Raw genomic sequence first — 21,524 nt, 5'->3', positions numbered from 1 at the left:
GGTTTTCGGGAATATTTTTGGGAACAAATTAGGAATTGAGAAACCAAATCGGGAAATTGTTCCAAATGCATATTCAGGTATCGACCCAGCAAGCTATAATACATACAGGCAATCATTGATGTAGATAGAATGGCGGTGTGGGAGAAGTGTTACATCTGAGCAAAGCAGGTGCTCCAGAGGTTGTTTACAAACGGCAAATGTTGTGGGCGATGCGAATTGCTCAGCTCATGGTACTCAGCTTCAGTCTACTGACAGCTGCACTATATGTAAGTTTAATTCCACAGTACTATAAGATGCTTGTTGCAAAATGTATTCGACAAGGCTGCGGTAATCTCGTTCCAGCGATGCCTTTGCCGGTAAATGGATTTACTCTAGAACAATTTGCGCTATTATTCGTGTTTATTGATGTTTTGTTTACATTCGTTTTTTATATGACATCGGCGATTGTATTGTTGAAAGGATTCCGGGAACCCATGGGACTGGTGGCAGTCGTCGCAATGGTCGCTTTTGGATCGACGTTCCCATCATTAGTGATGACGGCATCAGAAGGAACTGTGTTTGCACAGCACTGGTTCTTAGGCGTCTCCATGTTAAGTTGGGTTTCCTTATCTCTGTTTCTTTTACTGTTTCCCAATGGCAAGTTTGTGCCCAGATGGTCACGTTATGTCTTTGTACTGATCGTGATCGTGGACGTGATGACGCTCGTGTATGAAGGGCAGATGTGGGAGAGGTTTCACATTCCAGCTTTGTTTCAATTTCTCTGGTATGGCTTATCCACGCTGATTTTGATCTATGCCCAGGTGTATCGTTTCCGATATAGGGCAAGGGCTGCCGAACGGCAACAAACCAAATGGGTCGTGTATGGCGTTTCCATTGCTATTGTTGGATTCATCGGCATGAGTGCGTTATTTGACCCTAGTCTTAATAATGGAACAGCGCTGACTTATGTATATTTGAACGCAGTATTGAATGCCTCCCTGACAGCGATTCCCATTACATTAATGTTCGCCGTGCTAAGGCAAAGACTGTGGAACATTGATCCGTTGGTCAAACGTACGCTGGTTTATGGATCTTTGTCAGTGTGCATTGTGCTCATTTATACAGTGACCGTTCTATATTTGAGCCGTGTCTTTCAATCGCAGGATCACTATGTCGCTTCATTGCTTGCAACTGCGATTGTAGCGGTGGCTTTCGCTCCTCTGAAACAATGGTTGCAGCGGCAAATCAATCGTCTCATGAAAGGTCGCCACGATGATCCTTACGCGGTTCTACTTGAACTAGGCAATCAGCTGATTCAACCTCAGAATCCTGATGCCATGCTGAATGCTGTTGTACAAACAGTGAAGGATGCGCTGCGGATTCCCTATACAGCTATCTATACGGGTATCGGCGGACAGACAACATTAGTTGCTTCGGCGGGCAGTTTGCTCCATGAACAACATGTTCTGCCGATTATTCATCGCGGGATCGAACTCGGAACATTCCATTTTGCCACTCGATCAGAAGGAGAAGTATTTACAGCGGAAGATAACAAATTTCTAGATGTTCTTCTCAGGCAAGCGGGGCCCATTGTGGAGAATTGGCATATGACGCAGGGAATGAAGCTGCTCGCGCAGGATCTGCAAGAGTCCAGAGAAAAACTGGTGCTAGCAAGGGAAGAAGAGCGTCTATACATTCGAAATAATTTGCACGATGATTTGGCACCGAGGTTGGCAGCGCTTGCACTCAATGCGGCGACAGCTCAGATTTATGTTGAGAAAAAACCTGAAGTAGCGATTGAAATGTTGGCGGACTTGCGTAAAGTCATTCGTTCTACAGTGGATGAAATCCGCACGCTGGTCCATGACCTGCGTCCCCCAACACTGGATGAACTTGGGCTAATCGGGGCTATACAGGAAAGGATTGCTCTCCTATCGAAGCCTTCGGCATTGCTTGCAGGTGAGGAAGGAACTGAAGCACTGGACATTAGGCTGCATGCACGCGGTCCTCTACCTACGCTTCCAGCGGCGGTTGAAGTAGCGGTATATCGCATTGTTACAGAAGCATTAGTGAATGTCGTGAAACACACGAAGGCAACTACCTGTACAGTAAGGCTGGAAGTGTCCGAAATAGGCCAGCTTCAGGTAGAGATTAGAGATAATGGTGCACACGTTGATCCTGTGTCGGTTAATCCTTTTGCTGGGGGAAAAGGAGGGATTGGGCTGGTTTCCATGCGGGAAAGGGCTGCTGAATTGGGGGGGCACTGTACTATTGATCGGCCTGCGGGCGGAGGTACTCGCGTATATGTAGTTATCCCCTTGTCTTAAACTTACATAAATCGCTGTAGAGGAGAAGGACAGACGATGAAAATAATGATTGCAGACGATCATCCCATATTTCGAAATGGCGTTCGGAATTTACTACAAACCACAGAGGATTTAATCGTTGTTGGAGAAGCGGCTTCTGGAGATGAAGTAATGGGGCTTGTGGAACAATGTCAGCCCCATTTGATCTTAATGGACATTCGTATGCCAGGGCTCAACGGAATTGAAGCAACGCGGTTAGTGAAAGAAAAATATCCGCACATTCATGTGCTGATTCTCACCATGTTTCGCGACGACCAATCTGTCTTTACGGCGATGCGTGTCGGAGCCAAAGGCTATGTACTCAAAGACGCTGACGAAATTGAGTTGCTTCAGGCAGTTCGCATGGTCGGCAATGGCGGCGCCGTGTTTAGCTCTGATATTGCGGCACGCATGATGCATTTCTTCTCCGAACCAAGAACACGCAATGCTTCGGAGCATCCTGCCTTATCTGAACTATCCAAACGTGAAATGGAAATACTGGAACGGATCGCGGAGGGGCATACCAATGCCCAGATCGGTGCACACCTATCAATCAGTGCCAAAACCGTTGCCAACTACGTTTCGATGATCCTGAATAAGCTGCAGGTGGAAGATCGCAATGAAGCTAGCAGAATTCTGCAAGAATTTCGGGAGGGTTAAATACACCTAACCTCTAAGGCAGTCATATGTCCCCGGAACCCCTTCTTCCTATGCTTCCCCCATCGGGAATAGGGTACGGGGATGTATGATGGTGCTTGCTGCTGGAATGTATCGTAGCTATACATGCACGACAGGCAATTAGATGGATTTTATGTAGGTAAATAGCAGGATTTGCCCATCAAACACGCAATAGATGGAAAACCTACAGCTAATTGTATACAGTAGGCCAATATGGACGAAAAAAAGCTGAATTTACCTACATATTTTACAGTTAAATCGAGTTTTCGAAGAATTTCTTCCTGAATAACTGTATATTTTCCAGTTAGTGCAAAGTTGCCGCCAGTAGCGAGCGTGTCCCTCCAACCAATAAGCACCTTCAACCCATGAATGTCATCAATGTCATCAATGTCATCACACTGTTCGACAGAAGTTTGGATAGGTGTTTCGCGAGGGAGAAACACCAAAATGTCCCGATAAACAAGTAATACGCCCTAAGAGGACGTATTAAAATGTGATTATTTTGTTGAGCTCACCTGTAGGAGGTGAGCTTCTTTGGTTTTATTGAAATGGGTGAGGGTGAACAAGAAATCATCCTTGAAGTAACTGTTCTTGTATGCGCCAGCACCTGCGCCAACTTCCAGTTCCATAATGCTGTAGCCTGCATCGTTCGGCTCATTCAGCTTCTTGAATGTCTCCATGCTTGGCTGTAGCAGCGCTAACGGCTTCGAACCCCAAATGCTAAGCGATGTGACCACCGCTTCCTTCGGGTTCGTCTTTGACGGCTCTACCAGCAGCGACAGCTGGTAGGCCGGATAGCTTAGCAGCAGCTTCACGGCTGCTGCCGGGGCAGCCCCCGCGCCTGCCGCGTCGGCAGCAGGCGCCACACCAGAGGCGTCTGCGACAGCCGCCTCCTGGCCCGCGAGCATGACGCTGTCATCCTGCAGCGTCACTTCCGCCGGTTTGCCCAGCAAGTCTTCGACTTTCTTGCTGGACAAACCGATGAAGCCCTGCAGGCTGACGGCGCCCCCTGCCCAGAAGCTACGCAGCAGCGGCGCGCCGTCTGCGTCAAACAACGTACCAAGGCCGTCGTAGACGCTGGCCTTGAAATCCCCTTTGTAGACGAGTTTGCCCAACTCGTCATACGCTTCCCCGGCGCCGGTCAGGGCGCCGTTCTGGAACGCGCCTTTGAGGCGCGGCACACCTTTTTCATCAAAGGAGGTGCCCTCGCCGTTATACAACCCGACAAGAAATTGACCTTTATACTTCATCATGCCGCTAGGATAGAATTCCGTGCCTTCGCCGGAGTAGCTGCCATTTTTGAAGCCGCCTTCGTACAAGAGAATGCCCTTCGCATCAAAAAGCTTGCCAGCCCCATTATACAAACTTGCAGAAAATTCTCCCTCATATTGGGTAATGCCTCCCGAGGAGAAGAGCTTGCCAGCGCCATTGTACATGCCACCATTGAAGGCTCCTTCGTAGAGCAGGTCACCACTAGGTACAAATAACTTTCCTGCACCGCCGAATTTACCATTTTGAAACTCACCCGTGTAGATAATTCTCTGCTTTTCATCATACAAGGCACCAGCGCCATTATAGACATCAGCCGTAAATGCACCTTTATAGATCAGATGTCCTAGTTCATCATAGAGCGCGCCGTTCCCATTTTTGAGACCTTTTTCATAATCACCCTCGTAGGCAAGGATGCCGTTGTCATGATAGAGCTTACCTTTGCCAGAATAAAGACCATCTACCAAGTCGCCAACATAGCGGGCTTCTTTTTTGTCTTTTTTGGGATCAGCAACAATTTTTCCATTTCCTGAAAAGGTGCCCAGTTTAGGTGAGTTTTCTTGGAGGATGGGAACACGGTTAAGCCACTTGTTTACGATTGCAGGCGGACGTATGAAGATGAAGTAAGCGAGAACGAGCAAGAATAACAGGATGAAGATGAGCAGTCTCTTAGAGAAGTAGTAGGAGCCGATCAAAACGTAGTTTTTCAATGAGGATTCACGCGTTTGCAACATGGTTCGCATCATTTGTTGAAACTTAATAATCGCTAGCTTAGGCAGTCTTCCTACGGTCAGGATGGCTTTCATAATATGCCCGATGAAAGGTGCTACGATAGGCTTTAGCACTTTCTCAATCGTTTTAATCGGCTCCAATGTTCTCACTCCTTATTTCAATTATAAAAAGAATTTATGGGACCTGAATCGTCATCTGACCAGGCTGCCCAACAGAAATAACACCGCCCCAGTTACACATGCATTTGGAACTATTGTTAAGCGCGGGCATATTCGCGACAAGGACAGTCGGGGCTCCGGGTACCCAAGGTGCTGCGGTAACAGGGATGCAGGGCATGGGTGTCAACACACCAAGCGCCGCGGCCGTTGCCGCTGCAACCATCGGATTGGACGGCGAGTTACACATACCAAACGGCAGTATATTCACCATGGGCTTATTATCCATAATGTTGGCAATAGGCATCGCGGTCATGACCATATTTGCAGGAAGCACCATTAACGAGCTAGGTGCAGCTCCGAACGTACATTGCAGCATCGCGCCGCCGCAAACGATATTCCCCATGCTTCAACCCCCTCCTTGGAATTATTTCCCGTGCAATATTTCGGCAAAATATGCTTTCATCTTTCTTTTATACTACTAGAAAAGGTTATATGCGGCAATCTAATCCTATATTCGCTAGATTTCGCTATTTTTCTCCAAAGAATGGATGCGTGAGTGGTAGAGATATTGTACTATAAAGAGAGAGAAGTACGTGAGCGGAGGGGTTTGTTCTGAAAGGTTTGAAAATGGTGAAAATAGGGCTTGTAAGCATCCTTGCGACATCCTCCATCTTGATGGCAAATGTTCAGGTAGATGCTGCTGGGGTGAAGGCTTTGACTCTGGGGGATGCGATTAAACAAGGGCTTCAGAAGAATACGCAGCTGCGCGATGCCAGAACGGATGTCTTAAAGAAGAGAATCGAGCTGGAGCAAGCGCAGCACACAGTTAACAATGAGGCGGCCAAAGCTGCTGGTTTATTCGCTAAACCTCGTAATTTAAGCCAAGATATTGGTACTCGATTGAAGGTGCCAGATGCCAGGTCGCAATTGTATATGGCTCAGGAAACCTTGCGGCAGCAGGGGGATTCAGCTCGATATGAGATCGAGAAAAGTTATTTAACTGCGTATCAAGATGCGGTGGCTGAGGAGCGTTCTCGCAAGAAAGTGGAAGAGGCGAAGGCGTTTGTCGATACGGTAATGAAGAAACGGAAATTCGGTCTTGCAGATGCGGCTGAAGTGGATAAAGCGGACAAAGCGCTGGAGAAAGCGACCTCGGACTACAAACAAGCGCAATTGACGGCAAAGTCTAGTCGTTTGGCACTAGGTAAATTACTTGGGCTCGATATGGAGAATAAAGTGGAGCTTTCATTTCAGCCGGATTACGCAGATTTGAATGAGAAAATGCTTCCTACCTTCCTATCCATGGGGCAGAAGACAACATTAAGCTTGCTAAGAGATACGGAGGCTCGTCGTTTGGCGGATGAGAAGCTGAATACGACGCGTGATTTATATAGCGGTAAGTTTGGCCCAGCTCGCATGAGGGTGATGGATGGGTTATTTAAAGAGCAAGAGATCGATATGGAGCTTTTCCAAGCAAGCTATGATGAGACACTGGGTCGGGTGAAGGCGGATTGGCAGGGATTTTTTATGCTGCTCGGGTTCATTCCTATTCCGAAATCGTTGCTGCAAGGGGAATATGATGGACTGCGCTATTTGGACGACTTGACGAATGCTTTACCCCTTGCAACCATGGAGCAGAATAAGGCGCAGCTGCAGGAAAAAGAAAGCCGAAATGCTGTAATTGCAGCTGTGCGGCAACTTTTCTTGGAGGCAAAGGGAGCGGAAGAAGCTTATGCGCAAGCCTTGCGCGACAAGGATGGTGCGGTATCCAATTTATCGAAGGCGAACCAAAAGGTGAAGCTGAGCTTGATGAAAGCAGAGGAGCTTGGGCCGTATAAAGATGCGATTGATCAGGCAGATCAACAAATTGTGTCTGCACAAATTGCTTACAAAATGGCCCTAGGCAAGCTCGATCAAGGAACAGGCGGAGCAGTGAATCGTACGCTTCGTGAAGGGATTCTGCCGTATCGTAATCTTGATGATGGTTTGACGCCGATGACACCGCAGAAACCGAAAGCGCCCTTGGGTACTTGGAAGTTGAAACCAGCAGTTGGACAGTTGCTTAGCGATTTCAGTATAAGTGTAAACAAGAAGTTGGGTGCAACGGACTATGCCGTATTTACACAAGACGGTAAACGCATTGGGAAGCGGACGAAGATCACAAAGTCACTACGGAATTTAACGCTCAAATTTAGTCAGATAGACCAACTTAAAATCGTGCTCTATAACAAAGGAAAAGTCATTCAGACGCTGCCGCTGGATGGAAAAGGCAGTACAGGACAGATAGTTGCAGCTAGCACTGCGGACGGCGCGACATCGGGAGACGGTAGCGGTAGTGCTGGTACTAATGGTACTGATGGAAGTGCAGGTACGAACGGGCAGGCAGGCAATAATGGCAGCACGGGTAGCGGTGGCACCAATGGTGCTGGTGGAGGTTCATCGAATGGACAGGCAGGTACTGGGAACGGTGACGATGGTGGAAACGGGACAGATGACGACGAAGAGAATGCAGGACAGGGTGAGAATGCTGGCGGTGGGGACGATGGCCTAGGAACAATCATTATCGGATCATACAAAGTGAAGCTAGAAGCGTTGACGCCTGAGGCTTTTAATGCGGCCACCGCTACAATGGCGTCTTCGGGACAAGGGATGGTGTATCAATCGGATGCGCCAGGAGCTCCTTGGATCGGCATGGAGGATATCTTAGATCCTAGCGCACTAACAGACCCGCCAAGCTCAGCTGTTCTTTCTCAGAAAGCCGTTGATGCGATCAAGTTGACCGTTGAAATCAAGGAGCCGGGCACGATTGCTTCCGTTGAGACGCCAGAGCAGCTTCAAGGCAAGATAGATACGCTGAAACAAGATATAGAGAAACTGGAAGCTGCCAAAACTACCGCAGTTGCTGCCATGAAGCTCAGCGAGATCGCAGATCTCGCCGTGCAAATCAAGGACGCACAAGCTCAGCTCGGCATGCTGGAGGCGCTGCTCAAGGGCGACGCCAAAGCCGCGCTCGCGCAGATGGCGCTCGTGAACAACCCGGACGCGCTGATCGCAGCGCTGTCCGACGAGGCATCGCCGGCTGAGCCTGGCGATGGGTCAACGGGCAGTGGTGGCGACGGTAATCCCGCCACCAACGGCCAGGCCAGCGAAGATCAGCTGGCCGCCCAAGCCGAGCTCCAGCAGCAGAAGCTGGAGCAAGCCCTCGCCGCCGGCGAGCCAGAAGCCGCTGCAGCCATGCTGCAGCCCCTTCTCGCGACGCAGGCGCAGCTCGCGGATGCGCAAGTAGGCGCATCCGAGGGTCTGACTTCGCTCGAAGCAGCGAAGGAGAAACTGCTGGCTGCGCTGAGCGCAGCACAGGCGCAGAAGGACACGGAGCGGGTGGCGACGCTGACCCGCTCGATCGAGGCCGTCGACGCAGCGAAGCTGTCGACGCAGAAGGCCGCGCTGTTCGCGAAGCTGGACGCTGTACAGGCTTTGCTGGCGGAATTGCCAGCGGGTGGGGCTATACAAGCGCTGCTGGAACAGCAAGTGGAGAAGCTGCTAGGCGATTTGCAGCTCCAGGAACAATCGAAGTACGCGCCAGAGGAACAGCAGGAACTTGCAGCAGTGGCAGAAAGCTTGGCGAGTATTACGTCTATCCCAGCTGCGGCCGGATCTGCTAATTCGGCTGAGGTTCCTGTCACCATTCAACCTCTTTCGGCAGAAAACGTGCTTTCTTCCAATATTTCTATCAAATTTGCCGCTCCGCCTGTTATAATAAATGGACAAGCCTATTTACCTATTAGATCCGTCTCCGAATCGTTTGGTGCGGCGGTAGATTGGGACCCGGAGAGCTTTACAGTCACGGTGAGTACGGAATATACAACGATTACAAGCTCTATTAATCAAGTTACTGCTTACATAGATGGACAGCCTATTGTGATAGATGGCCCATCCTTGCTGCTAGATGGTAGGACCTATGTGCCATTAAGATTCATTTCCGAGTCCTTAGGCCTAGGTGTTGACTGGAACGCAGCTATGCAAATCATTCAGATTACAAATTAAGAGGAGATACGAGCGATGAAGAAATCGATTGCGGCATTGCTGCTCGTGTTGCTGCTACTGGGTGCTGCAGGTACTTACCTGGGCACACACCAAGAAAGCATCCAGCTGTGGCCATGGAAGAAGAGCATGCCTTTCGACGGATTATCGAAGGCCATCTCAGACTCGCAGAATAACTTATTCGTCATTGATAATGCCAAGAAAACAATACATAAACTGGATGCCCAAGGCATCCTTCAATTCTCCATTACGAGTGAGACGGGGAAGAATGGTGAAGTCTATCGCTTTAACGATATGGCGGTCGATGACCAGGGCTATCTATATACGATTCGTACATTACTAGATCCCTATGGAATTGCTGTCAAATCGGAACAGATTGTCCGATATAAGCCCAATGGTGAATTTGATCGCAGCCTTTTCACGCAGGAATATGGTGACGCTCAGTTCAAGAGATACCGACTCGGCTCGTTGCGTAATGTGCAAGTGCATGAGGGGATGGTGTACTTCTTCAATGATGAAGTGAAGAAGTTATCCTTATATGAAACACCAGTTGGCAATAGTACAACTACTGAGCCTAAGCTCAAGTATACGATTACCCTTCCAGAGAACAAATACGTGTCAGAAGCAGATGGATTTAAGCCAGGTGAAATATATTATTCCACGCGAAGCGGTGAAATTTATCGTGCTTGGAACGATGGGCGGTCTGAGTTGGTCTATCCGCTTCCTGGCATCGATCGCACACGACGCAATTTCCCAGAGAGCTTCCATTTGGACCATCAGGGACGATTGATTTTTATTGATTTTAACTCTCGCATGATTACAAGAATGGATCCGAAACAACCTTATGTATTAGAGGGGATTGTTAACGACGAGAAGGCCAAGGCGAGCGGTGTAGAGCTTGCTTTTGACGCAACGACGAGCAGTATCGGTCCTGATGGCAGTCTAATTATCGTAGAGTCCGCTCAGATTAATCGCCGACTTCCTGATGGTACGATTACGCCTTCCTTAGTTGAAGCACAATTTAGCCGGTCTGCTCAAAACCATGCAATTCTGGTATGGGCGCTTGCCGTAGCCTTCATTTTACTCGTGCTATATGCGATTAGAATTGTGTTTGTTAACCTATTTAAGAGACGCTTGCCGCTTATGATGAAGCAAGTTTTCATTCTTATACCAGTCGTTACTGTCGCAATGATTCTTCTCTCAACGGTCATTTACAACAGTTTCTCTAAGAAAATGGAAGAAGAGACGTTTAGCGAGCTGATTTTATTGGCCAAAAACGGGCAAAACCTTGTGGATGGCGACAAATTGGAAAGCCTCACATCACCATTGGATTACAGAGGTACGACGTATCAAACATTCCGTAAGAAGATTCAATCTGTCTTCGAGAATAATGCATCTGACGATAATCAAGGCTTTTACAAGGCTGTCTATAAATATGAAGATGGCATCATCTATCGGATTCTGGAAGACGATGATGGCATGCATATGTTTAATCCATTCCAGCAAACACCTGAGAATCAGCAGGTTGTATTGGAAGGGAAACCAGCAACAGGACAATGGGAGGATTTCTCAGGAGAATGGCGCTATGCGATTGCACCTATTTTTAATTCAGCGGGTAAAATTGTCGGTGTTTTCGAAACGAGTAAAAATCTTGATGGCTTGCTCAAACATCGCCAAACGGTCTTAAACTCAATTATTCGCAATATTGCCTTTATCTCAGTAGGCTTAATGCTAGTGCTAGTACTGATGACATACGTTCTTCTCTCTTCGATTCGGAAGCTTCGCAACAGTGTAGGCGAAATTGCCAAAGGGAATTGGGATACTGTAGTGAAAATCAACACACGGGATGAAGTATCAGACCTTGGCGACAGTGTGAATATCATGGCTGCGCGTATTCGGGATTATATCACGAAGGTGGAGAATTTCAGTCAATCGTACTATCGCTTCGTGCCCCAACAGTTTCTGCGTTTCTTGAACAAAGAGAGCATTCTGGATGTCGAGCTTGGGGATCAAGTGGAACAGCACATGTCTATTCTCATTTTTAACATTCGAGGTTTCTACCAAATATCCAAAAGGCTGACACCAGAAGAAAATTTCAACTTCGTCAATTCGTTCCTCAAACGATTCGGTCCCTATGTGCGCAAGCATGAAGGGCTAATGAATAAGTATTTGGGCGCAGGGTTTATGGCCTTATTCCCGAATCAAACGGATGAAGCGTTGTTCGCTTGTGTGGAGATGCGCAAGGAGCTAGATATCTATAACTCGCATAGATTGAGTGTAGGTTATTCGCCGCTTGACTTCGGAATCGGTCTACATAAAGGACCTCTTCGCCTGGGGATTATTGGGGAGGAGCAGCGATTGGAAGGAAGTGTTATCTCTGACGGTGTGAATTTAGCAACGATGTTGGAGAAGATGACAGAGCCGCTAGGATCATCCATTCTGATTACGGATTCCGTGGTTAATACCTTGGAAAGACCCAAAGACTTCCTCTATCGTGATCTTGGTTTGATCCAAGTAGATGGTGTGAAGGAACCTCTTCACTTGTACGATGTGTATCAAGGTGATGTAGAAACGATTCGTGCACTGAAGGAGAAGACGAAAGCCTTGTTCGAGCAGGCCGTCACTTATTATCAGGTTGGACGGTTCTATGATGCACGTGAAGCGTTCTTGATGGTTATTAAACAGAATCGCCAAGATAAAGCAGCGCAATTATATTTCTATATGTGTGATGAATATTTCCAAAAAGGCACTACAGGTGAATGGAATGGTACACTATCCGTATCTTAAGACAACATGTTTACGAAGTTAGTTTTCTAACGAAAACGTTAAGGGAGATTGTGAAATGGAAGTAAGTAATTGGACTGTGCATGAGTTAACCAATGAGAAAGATGCATTACGGATTACAGATTTCTATCTTTCACCCCTTTCTTTCGATGATCAACGTCATACACCGGGTGAGATAGAGCATTTCCGTCATGCGCCATTGCTTAGCTTGTCTCAGCGCAATCATCGGCATTGGTATATTGAGAACGAGTCTGGTGAGATTATTGCGGTGACGAGCTGCAAAGAGAATGAACATCAATCTGGTGGGTTTCTCTGGGATTACTTGGCTGTTCACCGTGAATATCGACGACATGGATTTGCCAAAATTTTATTTCAAGCTTTAGAAACATTTGCTCGCTCTGCCGGGGGGCGTTACATTTTGACCTACACATGTGATTTGCAGGAGTATCTGCCTATTCAAAAAATGTTTCATGCGAATGGCTTCGAACGCATTGGTACCTATCCGAATTATTACTATGAAGGCGAAGCTAGGCTCGCATTTTACAAACCACTGTCCCCTTGACAGATAGACTAATAGATTGGACCTGATGATATGCAAGGAACCTTAAAAGGGTGGTTGGGGCTGCGCACGGAAGACAGTCGTAAGCTTTGGATGATGTTGCCGATTTTTTATTTTAGCGGTATTGCGGAATCCTTGAATTACACGGCATTCATGGCACTTTTTAATCAGCGCTTCGGTGTGCAATACTTGCCCTATATTTATATGGTTGAAGCTGCTATCATGCCGCTCGAAGGCTGGCTCTTAGCCAAATTGGCGAACCGATTGCCGAAGGCTAAGATGATGACGACGCTCTATCTTATTATGATGGGACTTCTCTTCCTGAATGGTGTTGTGCTCCTGGCATTTAAGCTAGGCGGCATCGACTATCGCTACTATTATCCGATTCTCTTTCTCTCTTCTAACTTTGTTGTAAGGCAGCTAACCTTGCTCTTATGGAGCACAGCGTTTGACTTGTGTCCGACCCAACAGGCGAAGCGACTGATGCCCGTTTTCATTGCTGCTACAACGACGGGTGGGATTACCGCAGGATTGCTGGCGCATCAGCTAGGTAAACTTCTCGGCACGGAAGCCGTGTATGCACTCGCACCGATTCTCATGGTGTTCGGCTTCGTTTTCTTCCGGAGAGCACTCCTGCGATACTTAGTTCCGCTCACCTTGAAGGAAGATAAGAGACTGAATAGGGTTCAGTCCATCTCTTCCTCAGAAGAAGAGAAGCAGCCTACTTCGGGCTACTATGCGAAACAAATGCTGCGCAGTCCCTTCCTGCTGTGTGCAGTTGCCCTGATGACATTGATGCCGGCCGTTTATTTTATGATGGAGTATCAATATTTTACGGCTGCTGAATATAAGTTCTCTAATGAAGGAGATTTGACTTCGTTTTATGGCTTAATCACAGCGATTCAATTTACTTTCTGTTTATTGATACAAACGGTGTCTACTCGCTTAATGAACTGGTTAGGTGCCAGTAATATGCTGTTAGGCATCACGGTCATTTTTCTCGGCGGTTTTGGACTCACAGCAGTATTCATGAATCAGTCGCTCGGACTGGTCATGGTTTCGGGGTCATATGCGGTGTTTTATATTTTGCTGTACTACATTGCAGAGCCGTGTTATCAGCTTTTCTTCAAAATGATGCCAATCTCCAAAAGGGATGGCTATCGTTATTTCGCGCAAGGGGTTGCAGCTTCTGGCGGTATTCTTATTGGCTCGCTGGTCTCAATGCTGTACTCGTTTGGTCTGCTTCAATTGTCGCCCCTAGCATGGATAGGCGTGGGAATTGCCGGAGTTCTAGTCGTCGTAGCGTGGTTCGGCCGGAATTTATACATTCGTGAATTGGTCAAAAGCGTTCAATCCCTACACGGGGATTTATCCGAAATTGCGGGTTCTTTTATCGGGGGCATTCGCAGCTCCAAAGCCTTATCAGCTATTCTCGCCTATCTGAAGCATCCCAATGATTACGTGCGAGAACTTGCACTAGAAATTATCGGAAAAGCGAAAGATTCCGCATTCTTGCCGCATTTGATCCAAATGATTGGGGAAGAGAGCTCACGGATTCGTATTGCCGTATTGCGTGCAATGAACTTGCAGGGTGCCACGATTCAGGATCTCGTGCAGGTGGCCTCATTCCTGGAGGATGAGGATCCTGAGGTACGTGCGGAGTGCGTGAAGTTGATTTCCAAGGCAACGCATTTGAAAAGTCAGTCCCATTTCTTTATCCGTGTGAAGCTATTGGATACGCACCCGAAGGTCGTGCATGAAGGTGTCAAAGCTCTGTATGCCCTAGAAAGTGAAGAGAGCTTCGCGGCTTGCGATGAAGCGATTATCAAAATGCTAGATACCGGCGGCGAATGGGCCGTCTATGGCTGCCATACGGTAGCTGATTTGAAGCTGCATACTTACGCTGCATGGGTTGTTTCTTTGCTTGATGAAGAGCGTCCTGCTGTGAAGGTGGCAGCTGCGCATTGTATCGGTAAGCTCCAGCATGTGGAGTGTATTCCCATGATGCTGGGTATGGTGTCTATGGCGGATCAGGAGTTGCGTAAAGCTATTCTGCAGGCTTTTGTAGATATGGGCGATAAAGCACTGCCTACCTTGCTGGAGTACAGTCACCATCCGAATCCATTTATTTGGAATGCGGTTGTAACTACACTCGCTGAGCTATTGGATGAAGGCAGACTGCATTCCCTGCTCGTTGAGCTATGTGTGCAGCGTTTGCAGGCATCTACCCAAGAACGTGCATTGCCGGCTGCGTTGGAGAAGCTTGGTCTGACGAGTCTAGCGGAATTGGCGAAAGAACGATGCGGCGAGTTGCATGAGGCACTCATTGACGGAGCATGGGCAGTCATGGCTAAGCTCGTCGATGAGCGGATCATTATGACGCTGCGTGAAGCTATTCAAGATGAGAACATCGAACTTCGTGAGAACGGTTTGGAGGTTCTTGCGGAAGGGCTCGGAGATCGTAAATTAGCCTATGCGCTATTAGACCAATTGAAGCAACAACGCATGACAGAGGTCATGGAGGATTTACAGCCGCTAGGGTTGCTCCAAGAGGCAACAACATGGTCTGACAGCTGGCTCAAGGATATTTCCATCTACGCACTAAGCGCATTGGAGCGTGCCCATATGAAAGAAGAACGTAAATTTTTAACCATGTTAGATAAAGTGATTTTCTTGAAGCAAGTCAGCTTATTCGCGGACTTGTCCGTCGATGAATTAGGGTTAATTGCAGGTATTGCGACGGAAGAAGTGCACGAGGATTTAACCTACTTGTTGCGGCGGGGAGAATCGAACGCAGCCATGTATCTCCTGATTGAGGGGCATGTTGAATTAAGCAATGAGACAGGTATTGGAGATACATCGACCATTGGTGTTCTGGGACCTAAGCAAGCGGTTGGTGAAACGACTGCGTTAGATGGCTCTCCGTCATCTGTTACTGCACAGGTCATTTTTGATGAGGTACGAGTTCTTACCATGCAAGGGGAGAGCTTGTCGCGCTTAGTGAGGTTGTATCCGGAGATTGGAATCGGAATGCTTCATGCTTCAAGCGCAAGAGTACGATTGCTGGAGAACATGCTTTTGAAAATGTCGTAGGAGTGATCGTCTTGGGTATTGAGTCCATCGTATTGCGCAACGATTTACAGGAGCTAGCGCGTCTAGCAGCCTTTATCCAAGGCTTATCAGGGCCTCTCAGCATGGATGATAAAGCTCTGTTTCAAATCAATTTGGTCTGCGATGAGCTCATAACTAACATTATTTTATACGGCTACCCATCTGATCAAAATGGGATGCATACGATTCGTCTTGATGTTGGGCAAACCGCAGATGGTTGGGAACTTTGTCTGAGTGATCAGGGAATTCCTTTTAACCCACTGCTCAAAGCTAGCCCTCGCACCGACCAGAGTATTGAAGAGCGCGGGATCGGGGGCCTCGGTATCCACTTTGTTCGGCAAGTCATGGACGAACTTCGGTACGAACGTTTGAATGAGGAGAATGTGCTTCTAATGAGAAAAAATCGGATTCAAGAGGAGGGTGTTTCATGATTATTACCCAGCAGGTGCAAGGTGACATTGTAATAGTAAGCTTACAAGGAAGATTGGATGGGAGTACATCAGCAAGCTTGGAATCGGCGTTCGCGAAGCTGGTGGAGCAAGGTAATGGCAAGTTTGTATTTAATCTGCAAGGACTGGATTATGTCAGCAGTGCAGGACTAAGAAGCTTACTGTCCGCTGCTAAGATGGTCAAGGTCATTCAGGGCAGGCTTGCGCTAGCTCATATGAATGAGCAAGTGAAGGAAGTTTTTGATATGTCGGGTTTTAGTAGTATTTTCAAACTGTACGAGACGGAAAATGAAGCGGTTAATGCCATTAACTAATTCGCATGTGTGAGCAGCGCTTGCTGCAATAGTGCTTATGAAGGTAGTTAATGACATGAGATAGATAAAGGAGCTGAGCTGGATGGAGATCGTCATAGTCGTGCTTGTTATCCTGTGTCTAATGGCTGTCATCCAGTGGCAGCGTGGAAATCGAAAACATCAAGCCGCAAAGCTAGAACTAGAGCGGACGATGCAGCTTTTTGATGTGAGCCTAGAAGTGAACTCGACGATTCGCAAACAGGATTTGCTAGTCAAAATCATGGAAACCTCTTCCCGCATTATGAACGCGGAGGCTTCGTCCGTTATTTTGGTCGATGAGGAGAAGGGGGAACTTTTCTTCGATCTCGCCCTGGGGGCCAAAGGTGATGAGGTGCGCGAAATTCGCCTCAAGATTGGTGAGGGTATCGCAGGCTGGGTCGCACAGACGGGGAAGTCGGTCAAGATCGACGATGCAGCGCGAGATGAGCGCTGGTCGTCCAAGGTTGCGAAGCGCGTCGATTATCCCACTCGCAACATGCTCTGTGTGCCACTTGTCAGCAAGGGGAAAATCATTGGTGTGCTACAGGTATTAAACAAACGAGGCGATACACCGTTCACGGAACGAGATCTGCAGTTGCTGGAATCGATTGCTTCGCCAACAGCGGCCTCGCTGGAGAACGCGATGCTGTATGATGCACTGGAGAAGTCTGTACATGCGTTGAAAGTGACTACGGCAGCTAAGGAGCGCATGGAGAGTGAATTGCGTATCGCAACGGATATTCAGATGGGTTTTCTCCCCCGTAAGACATTAAGTCTGCAGAGTCGTGCTGCGGATGCTGAGAATGGAACCGGTGAGATGCTTCTGCGTGTTCAAGCGGAGGCGCAGGCAACGATTCGACCAGCGCGTGAAGTAGGCGGAGATTTCTACGATTATTTCCGTATCGACGAGAATCGATTGTTTTTCGTGCTTGGCGATGTCTCTGACAAAGGAATTCCAGCGGCTCTCTTCATGGCGGTAACGATGACGCTGCTCAAAGGAAAGATGTCCGTAGAGTTGACACCAGGGGAGCTGCTTACGGCTGTCAATCAAGAGCTGTATAAGGATGACTCTACCATGTTTGCGACAATTTTTTGCGGTGTACTGAACGTAGCTACCGGTCAGCTTCTGTATAGCGATGGCGGTCATTGCCCGCCATACATTGTAAGGACGAATGGTGAGACTGAGCTTTTGAAAGGGAAAAAGGGCCTTCCGCTCGGTGTTATAGACGATATGTTCTATACGGATAACGAGGCTACGTTAGCGCTAGGAGATCGAATTATTCTGTATACGGATGGCATTACTGAGGCGGAGAATCACATCCAGAATCAGTATGGCTTTGTCCGACTTCAAGATGTATTGGTACGGGAGCAGTCAAGCAAGCCCGAGCAATTGCTTAGTCAAATGGTGCAAGATGTGGACCAGTTCGCAGACGGGGCCGTGCAATCCGATGATATTGCAGTGCTTATTATAGATCGCAAATTAATGCCATTGTAAACTCCGCTGCCTAGCGTTGTGATATAGTTAATTAATAGACTTCTTGCACGGAAGGACGGACAAGTAGACGTGCAAATCAGGGCTAAATGAAGGCTTTCATCAAAAGTTCGCTAGGAGGGTTATGCCATGCAAAAATCCCATATTAACCGGCAACCAGATTCTTCTTTGCATACAAATAACAAAAGTACGAAAACAAACACACCTGCATCATCCGATCTAATGAACATCCAACGGGCAATCGGTAATCGTGCTGTGGGCAATATGTTGAACATCCAGACCAAAATGACCGTGGGTCCAGCTGGTGATGCGTATGAGCAAGAAGCGGATCAAATGGGGAAACAAGCGGCGGACCATATTGCTGCTGCGGAGAGTGGTGGCGATTCCAAACCAGATGTACAGCGCTCAGAAGGCGGGGAATCGGAAGATGAGGAACTGCAGATGAAGCCATCGACCGAGTCGATTCAGCGGTCCGAAGGCGGCGAGTCGGAAGATGAGGAACTGCAGATGAGGCCATCGCCCGAGTCGATTCAGCGGTCCGAAGGCGGCGAGTCGGAGGATGAAGAGCTGCAGATGAAGCCATCAACCGAGTCGATTCAGCGGTCTGAAGGCGGAGAGTCGGAAGATGAGGAACTGCAGATGAAGCCATCAACCGAGTCGATTCAGCGCTCAGAAGGCGGGGAATCGGAAGACGAAGAGCTGCAGATGAAGCCATCGACCGAGTCGATTCAGCGCTCAGAAGGCGGAGAGTCGGAAGACGAAGAGCTGCAGATGAAGCCATCAACCGAGTCGATTCAGCGGTCTGAAGGCGGAGAGTCGGAAGATGAGGAGCTGCAGATGAAGCCATCAACCGAGTCGATTCAGCGATCTGAAGGCGGAGAGTCGGAAGATGAGGAGCTGCAGATGAAGCCATCGACCGAGTCGATTCAGCGATCTGAAGGCGGAGAGTCGGAAGATGAGGAGCTGCAGATGAAGTCGTCGTCCGAAGGCGGTTTTGAAGCTGGTGAAGGTATTGAATCGCAGATTAAGGCGAAACAAGGCGGCGGCAGTAAGATGGATGCAAGCATTCAAGCGAAGATGGAATCAGCGTTCAAAACGGATTTCAGCAGCGTAAATATACATACGGATTCAGAATCAACAAAGATTAATAGATCTTTAGGCGCAGAAGCATTCGCTACGGGAAATGATGTGTTCTTCAGGGAAGGCCGATATAATCCAGATTCACGCGAGGGGCAAGAACTGCTTGGTCATGAATTAACGCATGTTGTGCAACAGCGAGGCGGTAAGTAAAGCAAATAAGCAAGAATATATATCATGAAGGAGCTTGGTAGAGATGCCGCAAGGAAAACAAGGCCAGACCAAAGCAGTGAGCCCCTCGCATCAAACGCTGCAAACACTATCGGCTCCAACAAGTACGAGTACCTCACAAATGTCTCCTATAGGGACAAACATCTTTATGCAGATGCAGCGTACGGTTGGTAATCGCGCAACACAAGCTTATGCGAATCAGGTTATTCAGCGTAATACGGGACAAGCTGCAACAGTGGCTCCTCCCCCAGTGACGTTCCATCGAGCAAGACCAGCAGGAGCTACCCCAGCACCCGCAGCGACCGTAGCACCAACGACAGTGGCACCAGCATCGCAGGTTGCGCCGCCGACCGTAGCGCCAGCACCTCCAGTGAGGTTCCATCGAGCGAGAGCGACCGGAGCTGCTCCACCACCGGCAACGACAGTGGCGCCGACAGCGACTGTAGCACCGGCACCCGCAGCGACGGTTGCACCGCCGACCTTAACGCGAACTGCAGGAACAGTCGCTCCGCCTGGAGCGGCTAGCGTGGCACCAGCGTCGCAGGTTGCACCACCGACCTTAATGCGAACTGCAGGAACAGTCGCTCCGCCTGGAGCGGCTAGCGTGGCACCAGCGTCGCAGGTTGCACCACCGACCTTAATGCGAACTGCAGGAACAGTCGCTCCGCCTGGAGCGGCTAGCGTGGCACCAGCGTCGCAGGTTGCACCACCGACCTTAATGCGAACTGCAGGAACAGTCGCTCCGCCTGGAGCGGCTAGCGTGGCACCAGCGTCGCAGGTTGCACCGCCGAACTTAACGCGAACTGCAGGAACGGTCGTTCCGCCGGTAGTTGCGTCTGCTTCTACGATGCATCCAACAGGAGATGATACCAAGGATAATGCAGACATGACTTCTGGCGTTGGCGGAACTTTCTCCGACAGTTTCGGCAAACGTTCCGATGATTTGAAAGAATCCTACGATAAAACGGGGGATGCTGGGACAGCACAGCAGTCAGCAACGATGGGTGCAATAGCATCGACTGCAGATCTTGTGAGCGGTCCTTTCCAAATCATGAGTGCGATCCGAGAGACGCTCTCTGTTTCTGGCGATGCGAATCGGACAGGTCATAATAAACGTTGGCAATATGCAGGCACGGGTTCAGCCATAGTCGAGTCCAGTGGTAAAATGGTCAGTGGATCGGCTGGTTTAGTCGATAAAGCAGCCAAATCAACGGGGAAAGAAAATGGTGTCGGCGGATCTTCCTCCGTCAGCGATTATACAGGTACCGTAGCGGAAGCAATCTCCGCCGTCAAGAATACGATTATGGCAGTTAAGGGTATTTACGATATGTATAGTAAAGCCTCCGAAAATGGCGGGCTGGATAAAGGTGAAAAAGCAAGAGGAGTTATTGAAATCATCAGTAATGCGATTCAAGCTGCGCAATCTGGTATCAAAGTGGCCAAAGGTATCATGGAAATCATGGAGACGAGTACGGCTAGCTTGACTGCTGTTATACCGGGTGTTAGCATTGCCGTAAGTGGTGTGAAAATTGCCATCAAAACGGTTGATGTGATCAAAGCTGGCTTAAATCGCAGTGCAATGACGACGATGAAACGTGATTTCAAAGGCAAAGCAGGGAATGCCGATATTCTCAAAGAGAAACGCTGGTACACGCGAAATGCGGGTGTCGACAAAGCGAAACTTGCGGCGAAAAAGGTGCAGTTGAATGCTGACATTGCATCCGGAGATCCGGCCAAAGTAGCAGCAGCCAATCAGCAACTCGATGAAATCGCTCAATATGAGCTAGCGAAAGAAATGAAAAATATTAACGTGAAACGGACAGATCGAGGCGCTATTCAAATTGGTCTTGAGCTTACGAAGATCGCTGCCGATATCGCGACACTTACTGGGGTAGGTGCTCAAGTAGGTACTCCGCTGAAAATTGTTGCTTCAGGAATTGGTGCAGCTATGCCAATCGCTAGATCCTTGAAGCAAGCCGGACGTGACCGGGCATCGAAAGCAGGCGCATGGGGAATTACTAAAGCAGTCTTTAATGCAGATAAATCAACTGAGAAGAAGCTCGAAAAACGTGCGCATGATACAGATCTTATCTTTGATATGTTTGCGAAGCTCCCTCTCTACGACGAGGCCGACGCAGCGGTTGTTACGAGATATAAACAAGTAGAGAGCTTTGTAGAAGCAGCTGGTATTAGCATTCAAGCTTTGTATCAATTCGAGAGTGATCCAGCTAAGCTGAAAGGCGCCATTGTTGAAGCAATGGGCAAGAGAGAATAGGAGGTTGAACTC

Annotated in this window: 14 protein-coding genes; 11 read left to right on the top strand and 3 right to left on the bottom strand. The window is 48.4% G+C overall.

Annotation, left to right across the window (positions count from 1 at the left end; translation table 11 throughout):
- The first annotated feature begins 137 nt into the window (after positions 1–137).
- On the top strand, positions 138–2,306 hold the full coding sequence (locus tag A8708_RS09880; protein ID WP_204787501.1) for a sensor histidine kinase: 2,169 nt from the start codon (positions 138–140) through the stop codon (positions 2,304–2,306).
- A 36-nt stretch (positions 2,307–2,342) separates the two neighbouring features.
- Positions 2,343–2,984 carry a response regulator transcription factor gene (locus tag A8708_RS09875; protein WP_068663306.1) on the top strand — a complete coding sequence of 214 codons (642 nt, stop codon included), beginning with the start codon at positions 2,343–2,345 and terminating at the stop codon, positions 2,982–2,984.
- Between the two features lie 515 nt (positions 2,985–3,499).
- On the opposite strand, the gene A8708_RS09870 is transcribed toward A8708_RS09875, so the two are convergent.
- Entirely contained in the window at positions 3,500–5,143 is a 1,644-nt protein-coding gene (locus tag A8708_RS09870; protein ID WP_068663305.1) for an MORN repeat-containing protein, read from the bottom strand.
- 34 nt (positions 5,144–5,177) lie between these two features.
- Positions 5,178–5,564, bottom strand: coding sequence for a DUF4280 domain-containing protein (locus tag A8708_RS09865; protein ID WP_068663304.1), 387 nt, complete (start codon positions 5,562–5,564; stop codon positions 5,178–5,180).
- Between the two features lie 224 nt (positions 5,565–5,788).
- Here A8708_RS09865 and A8708_RS09860 point away from each other — a divergent pair, with 224 nt between their 5' ends.
- From A8708_RS09860 to A8708_RS36385, 8 genes are all read left to right on the top strand, one after another.
- Positions 5,789–9,205: a stalk domain-containing protein gene (locus A8708_RS09860; protein WP_068663303.1), complete on the top strand. Its 3,417-nt coding sequence runs from the start codon at positions 5,789–5,791 to the stop codon at positions 9,203–9,205.
- A gap of 15 nt (positions 9,206–9,220) precedes the next feature.
- The gene (locus A8708_RS09855) at positions 9,221–11,989 is read left to right on the top strand and encodes an adenylate/guanylate cyclase domain-containing protein (RefSeq protein WP_068663302.1); all 2,769 of its coding nucleotides are present in this window, start codon (positions 9,221–9,223) and stop codon (positions 11,987–11,989) included.
- A 55-nt stretch (positions 11,990–12,044) separates the two neighbouring features.
- Entirely contained in the window at positions 12,045–12,548 is a 504-nt protein-coding gene (locus tag A8708_RS09850; protein WP_068663301.1) for a GNAT family N-acetyltransferase, read from the top strand.
- A 30-nt stretch (positions 12,549–12,578) separates the two neighbouring features.
- Entirely contained in the window at positions 12,579–15,638 is a 3,060-nt protein-coding gene (locus tag A8708_RS09845; RefSeq protein ID WP_068663300.1) for an MFS transporter, read from the top strand.
- A gap of 11 nt (positions 15,639–15,649) precedes the next feature.
- Positions 15,650–16,087 (top strand): ATP-binding protein, encoded by a 438-nt coding sequence (locus tag A8708_RS09840; protein ID WP_167355873.1) that lies wholly within the window; start codon positions 15,650–15,652, stop codon positions 16,085–16,087.
- Complete coding sequence (locus tag A8708_RS09835) at positions 16,084–16,419, top strand: STAS domain-containing protein (RefSeq protein WP_068663299.1); 336 nt, start codon at positions 16,084–16,086, stop codon at positions 16,417–16,419. The genes A8708_RS09840 and A8708_RS09835 overlap by 4 nt, the downstream gene beginning before the upstream one ends.
- An 82-nt stretch (positions 16,420–16,501) precedes the next feature.
- Positions 16,502–17,932: a PP2C family protein-serine/threonine phosphatase gene (locus tag A8708_RS09830; protein ID WP_068663298.1), complete on the top strand. Its 1,431-nt coding sequence runs from the start codon at positions 16,502–16,504 to the stop codon at positions 17,930–17,932.
- 126 nt (positions 17,933–18,058) lie between these two features.
- Positions 18,059–19,219 carry an eCIS core domain-containing protein gene (locus A8708_RS36385; protein ID WP_068663297.1) on the top strand — a complete coding sequence of 387 codons (1,161 nt, stop codon included), beginning with the start codon at positions 18,059–18,061 and terminating at the stop codon, positions 19,217–19,219.
- A gap of 225 nt (positions 19,220–19,444) precedes the next feature.
- Here the strand turns inward: A8708_RS36385 and A8708_RS35820 are convergent, their stop codons facing one another.
- On the bottom strand, positions 19,445–20,125 hold the full coding sequence (locus tag A8708_RS35820; protein WP_167355872.1) for a hypothetical protein: 681 nt from the start codon (positions 20,123–20,125) through the stop codon (positions 19,445–19,447).
- On the opposite strand from A8708_RS35820, the gene A8708_RS35815 reads away from it, so the two are divergent.
- A complete protein-coding gene (locus A8708_RS35815) occupies positions 20,085–21,512 on the top strand; it encodes a hypothetical protein (protein ID WP_204787500.1) in 1,428 nt (475 codons plus the stop codon). The genes A8708_RS35820 and A8708_RS35815 overlap by 41 nt on opposite strands.
- The last annotated feature ends 12 nt before the right edge of the window (positions 21,513–21,524 follow it).

This window comes from Paenibacillus oryzisoli (assembly GCF_001653565.1).
GTDB classification, from domain to species: Bacteria; Bacillota; Bacilli; order Paenibacillales; family NBRC-103111; genus Paenibacillus_E; species Paenibacillus_E oryzisoli.
Note: the sequence above shows the minus strand (reverse complement) of the source record. Positions and strands in the feature narration are given on the sequence as shown.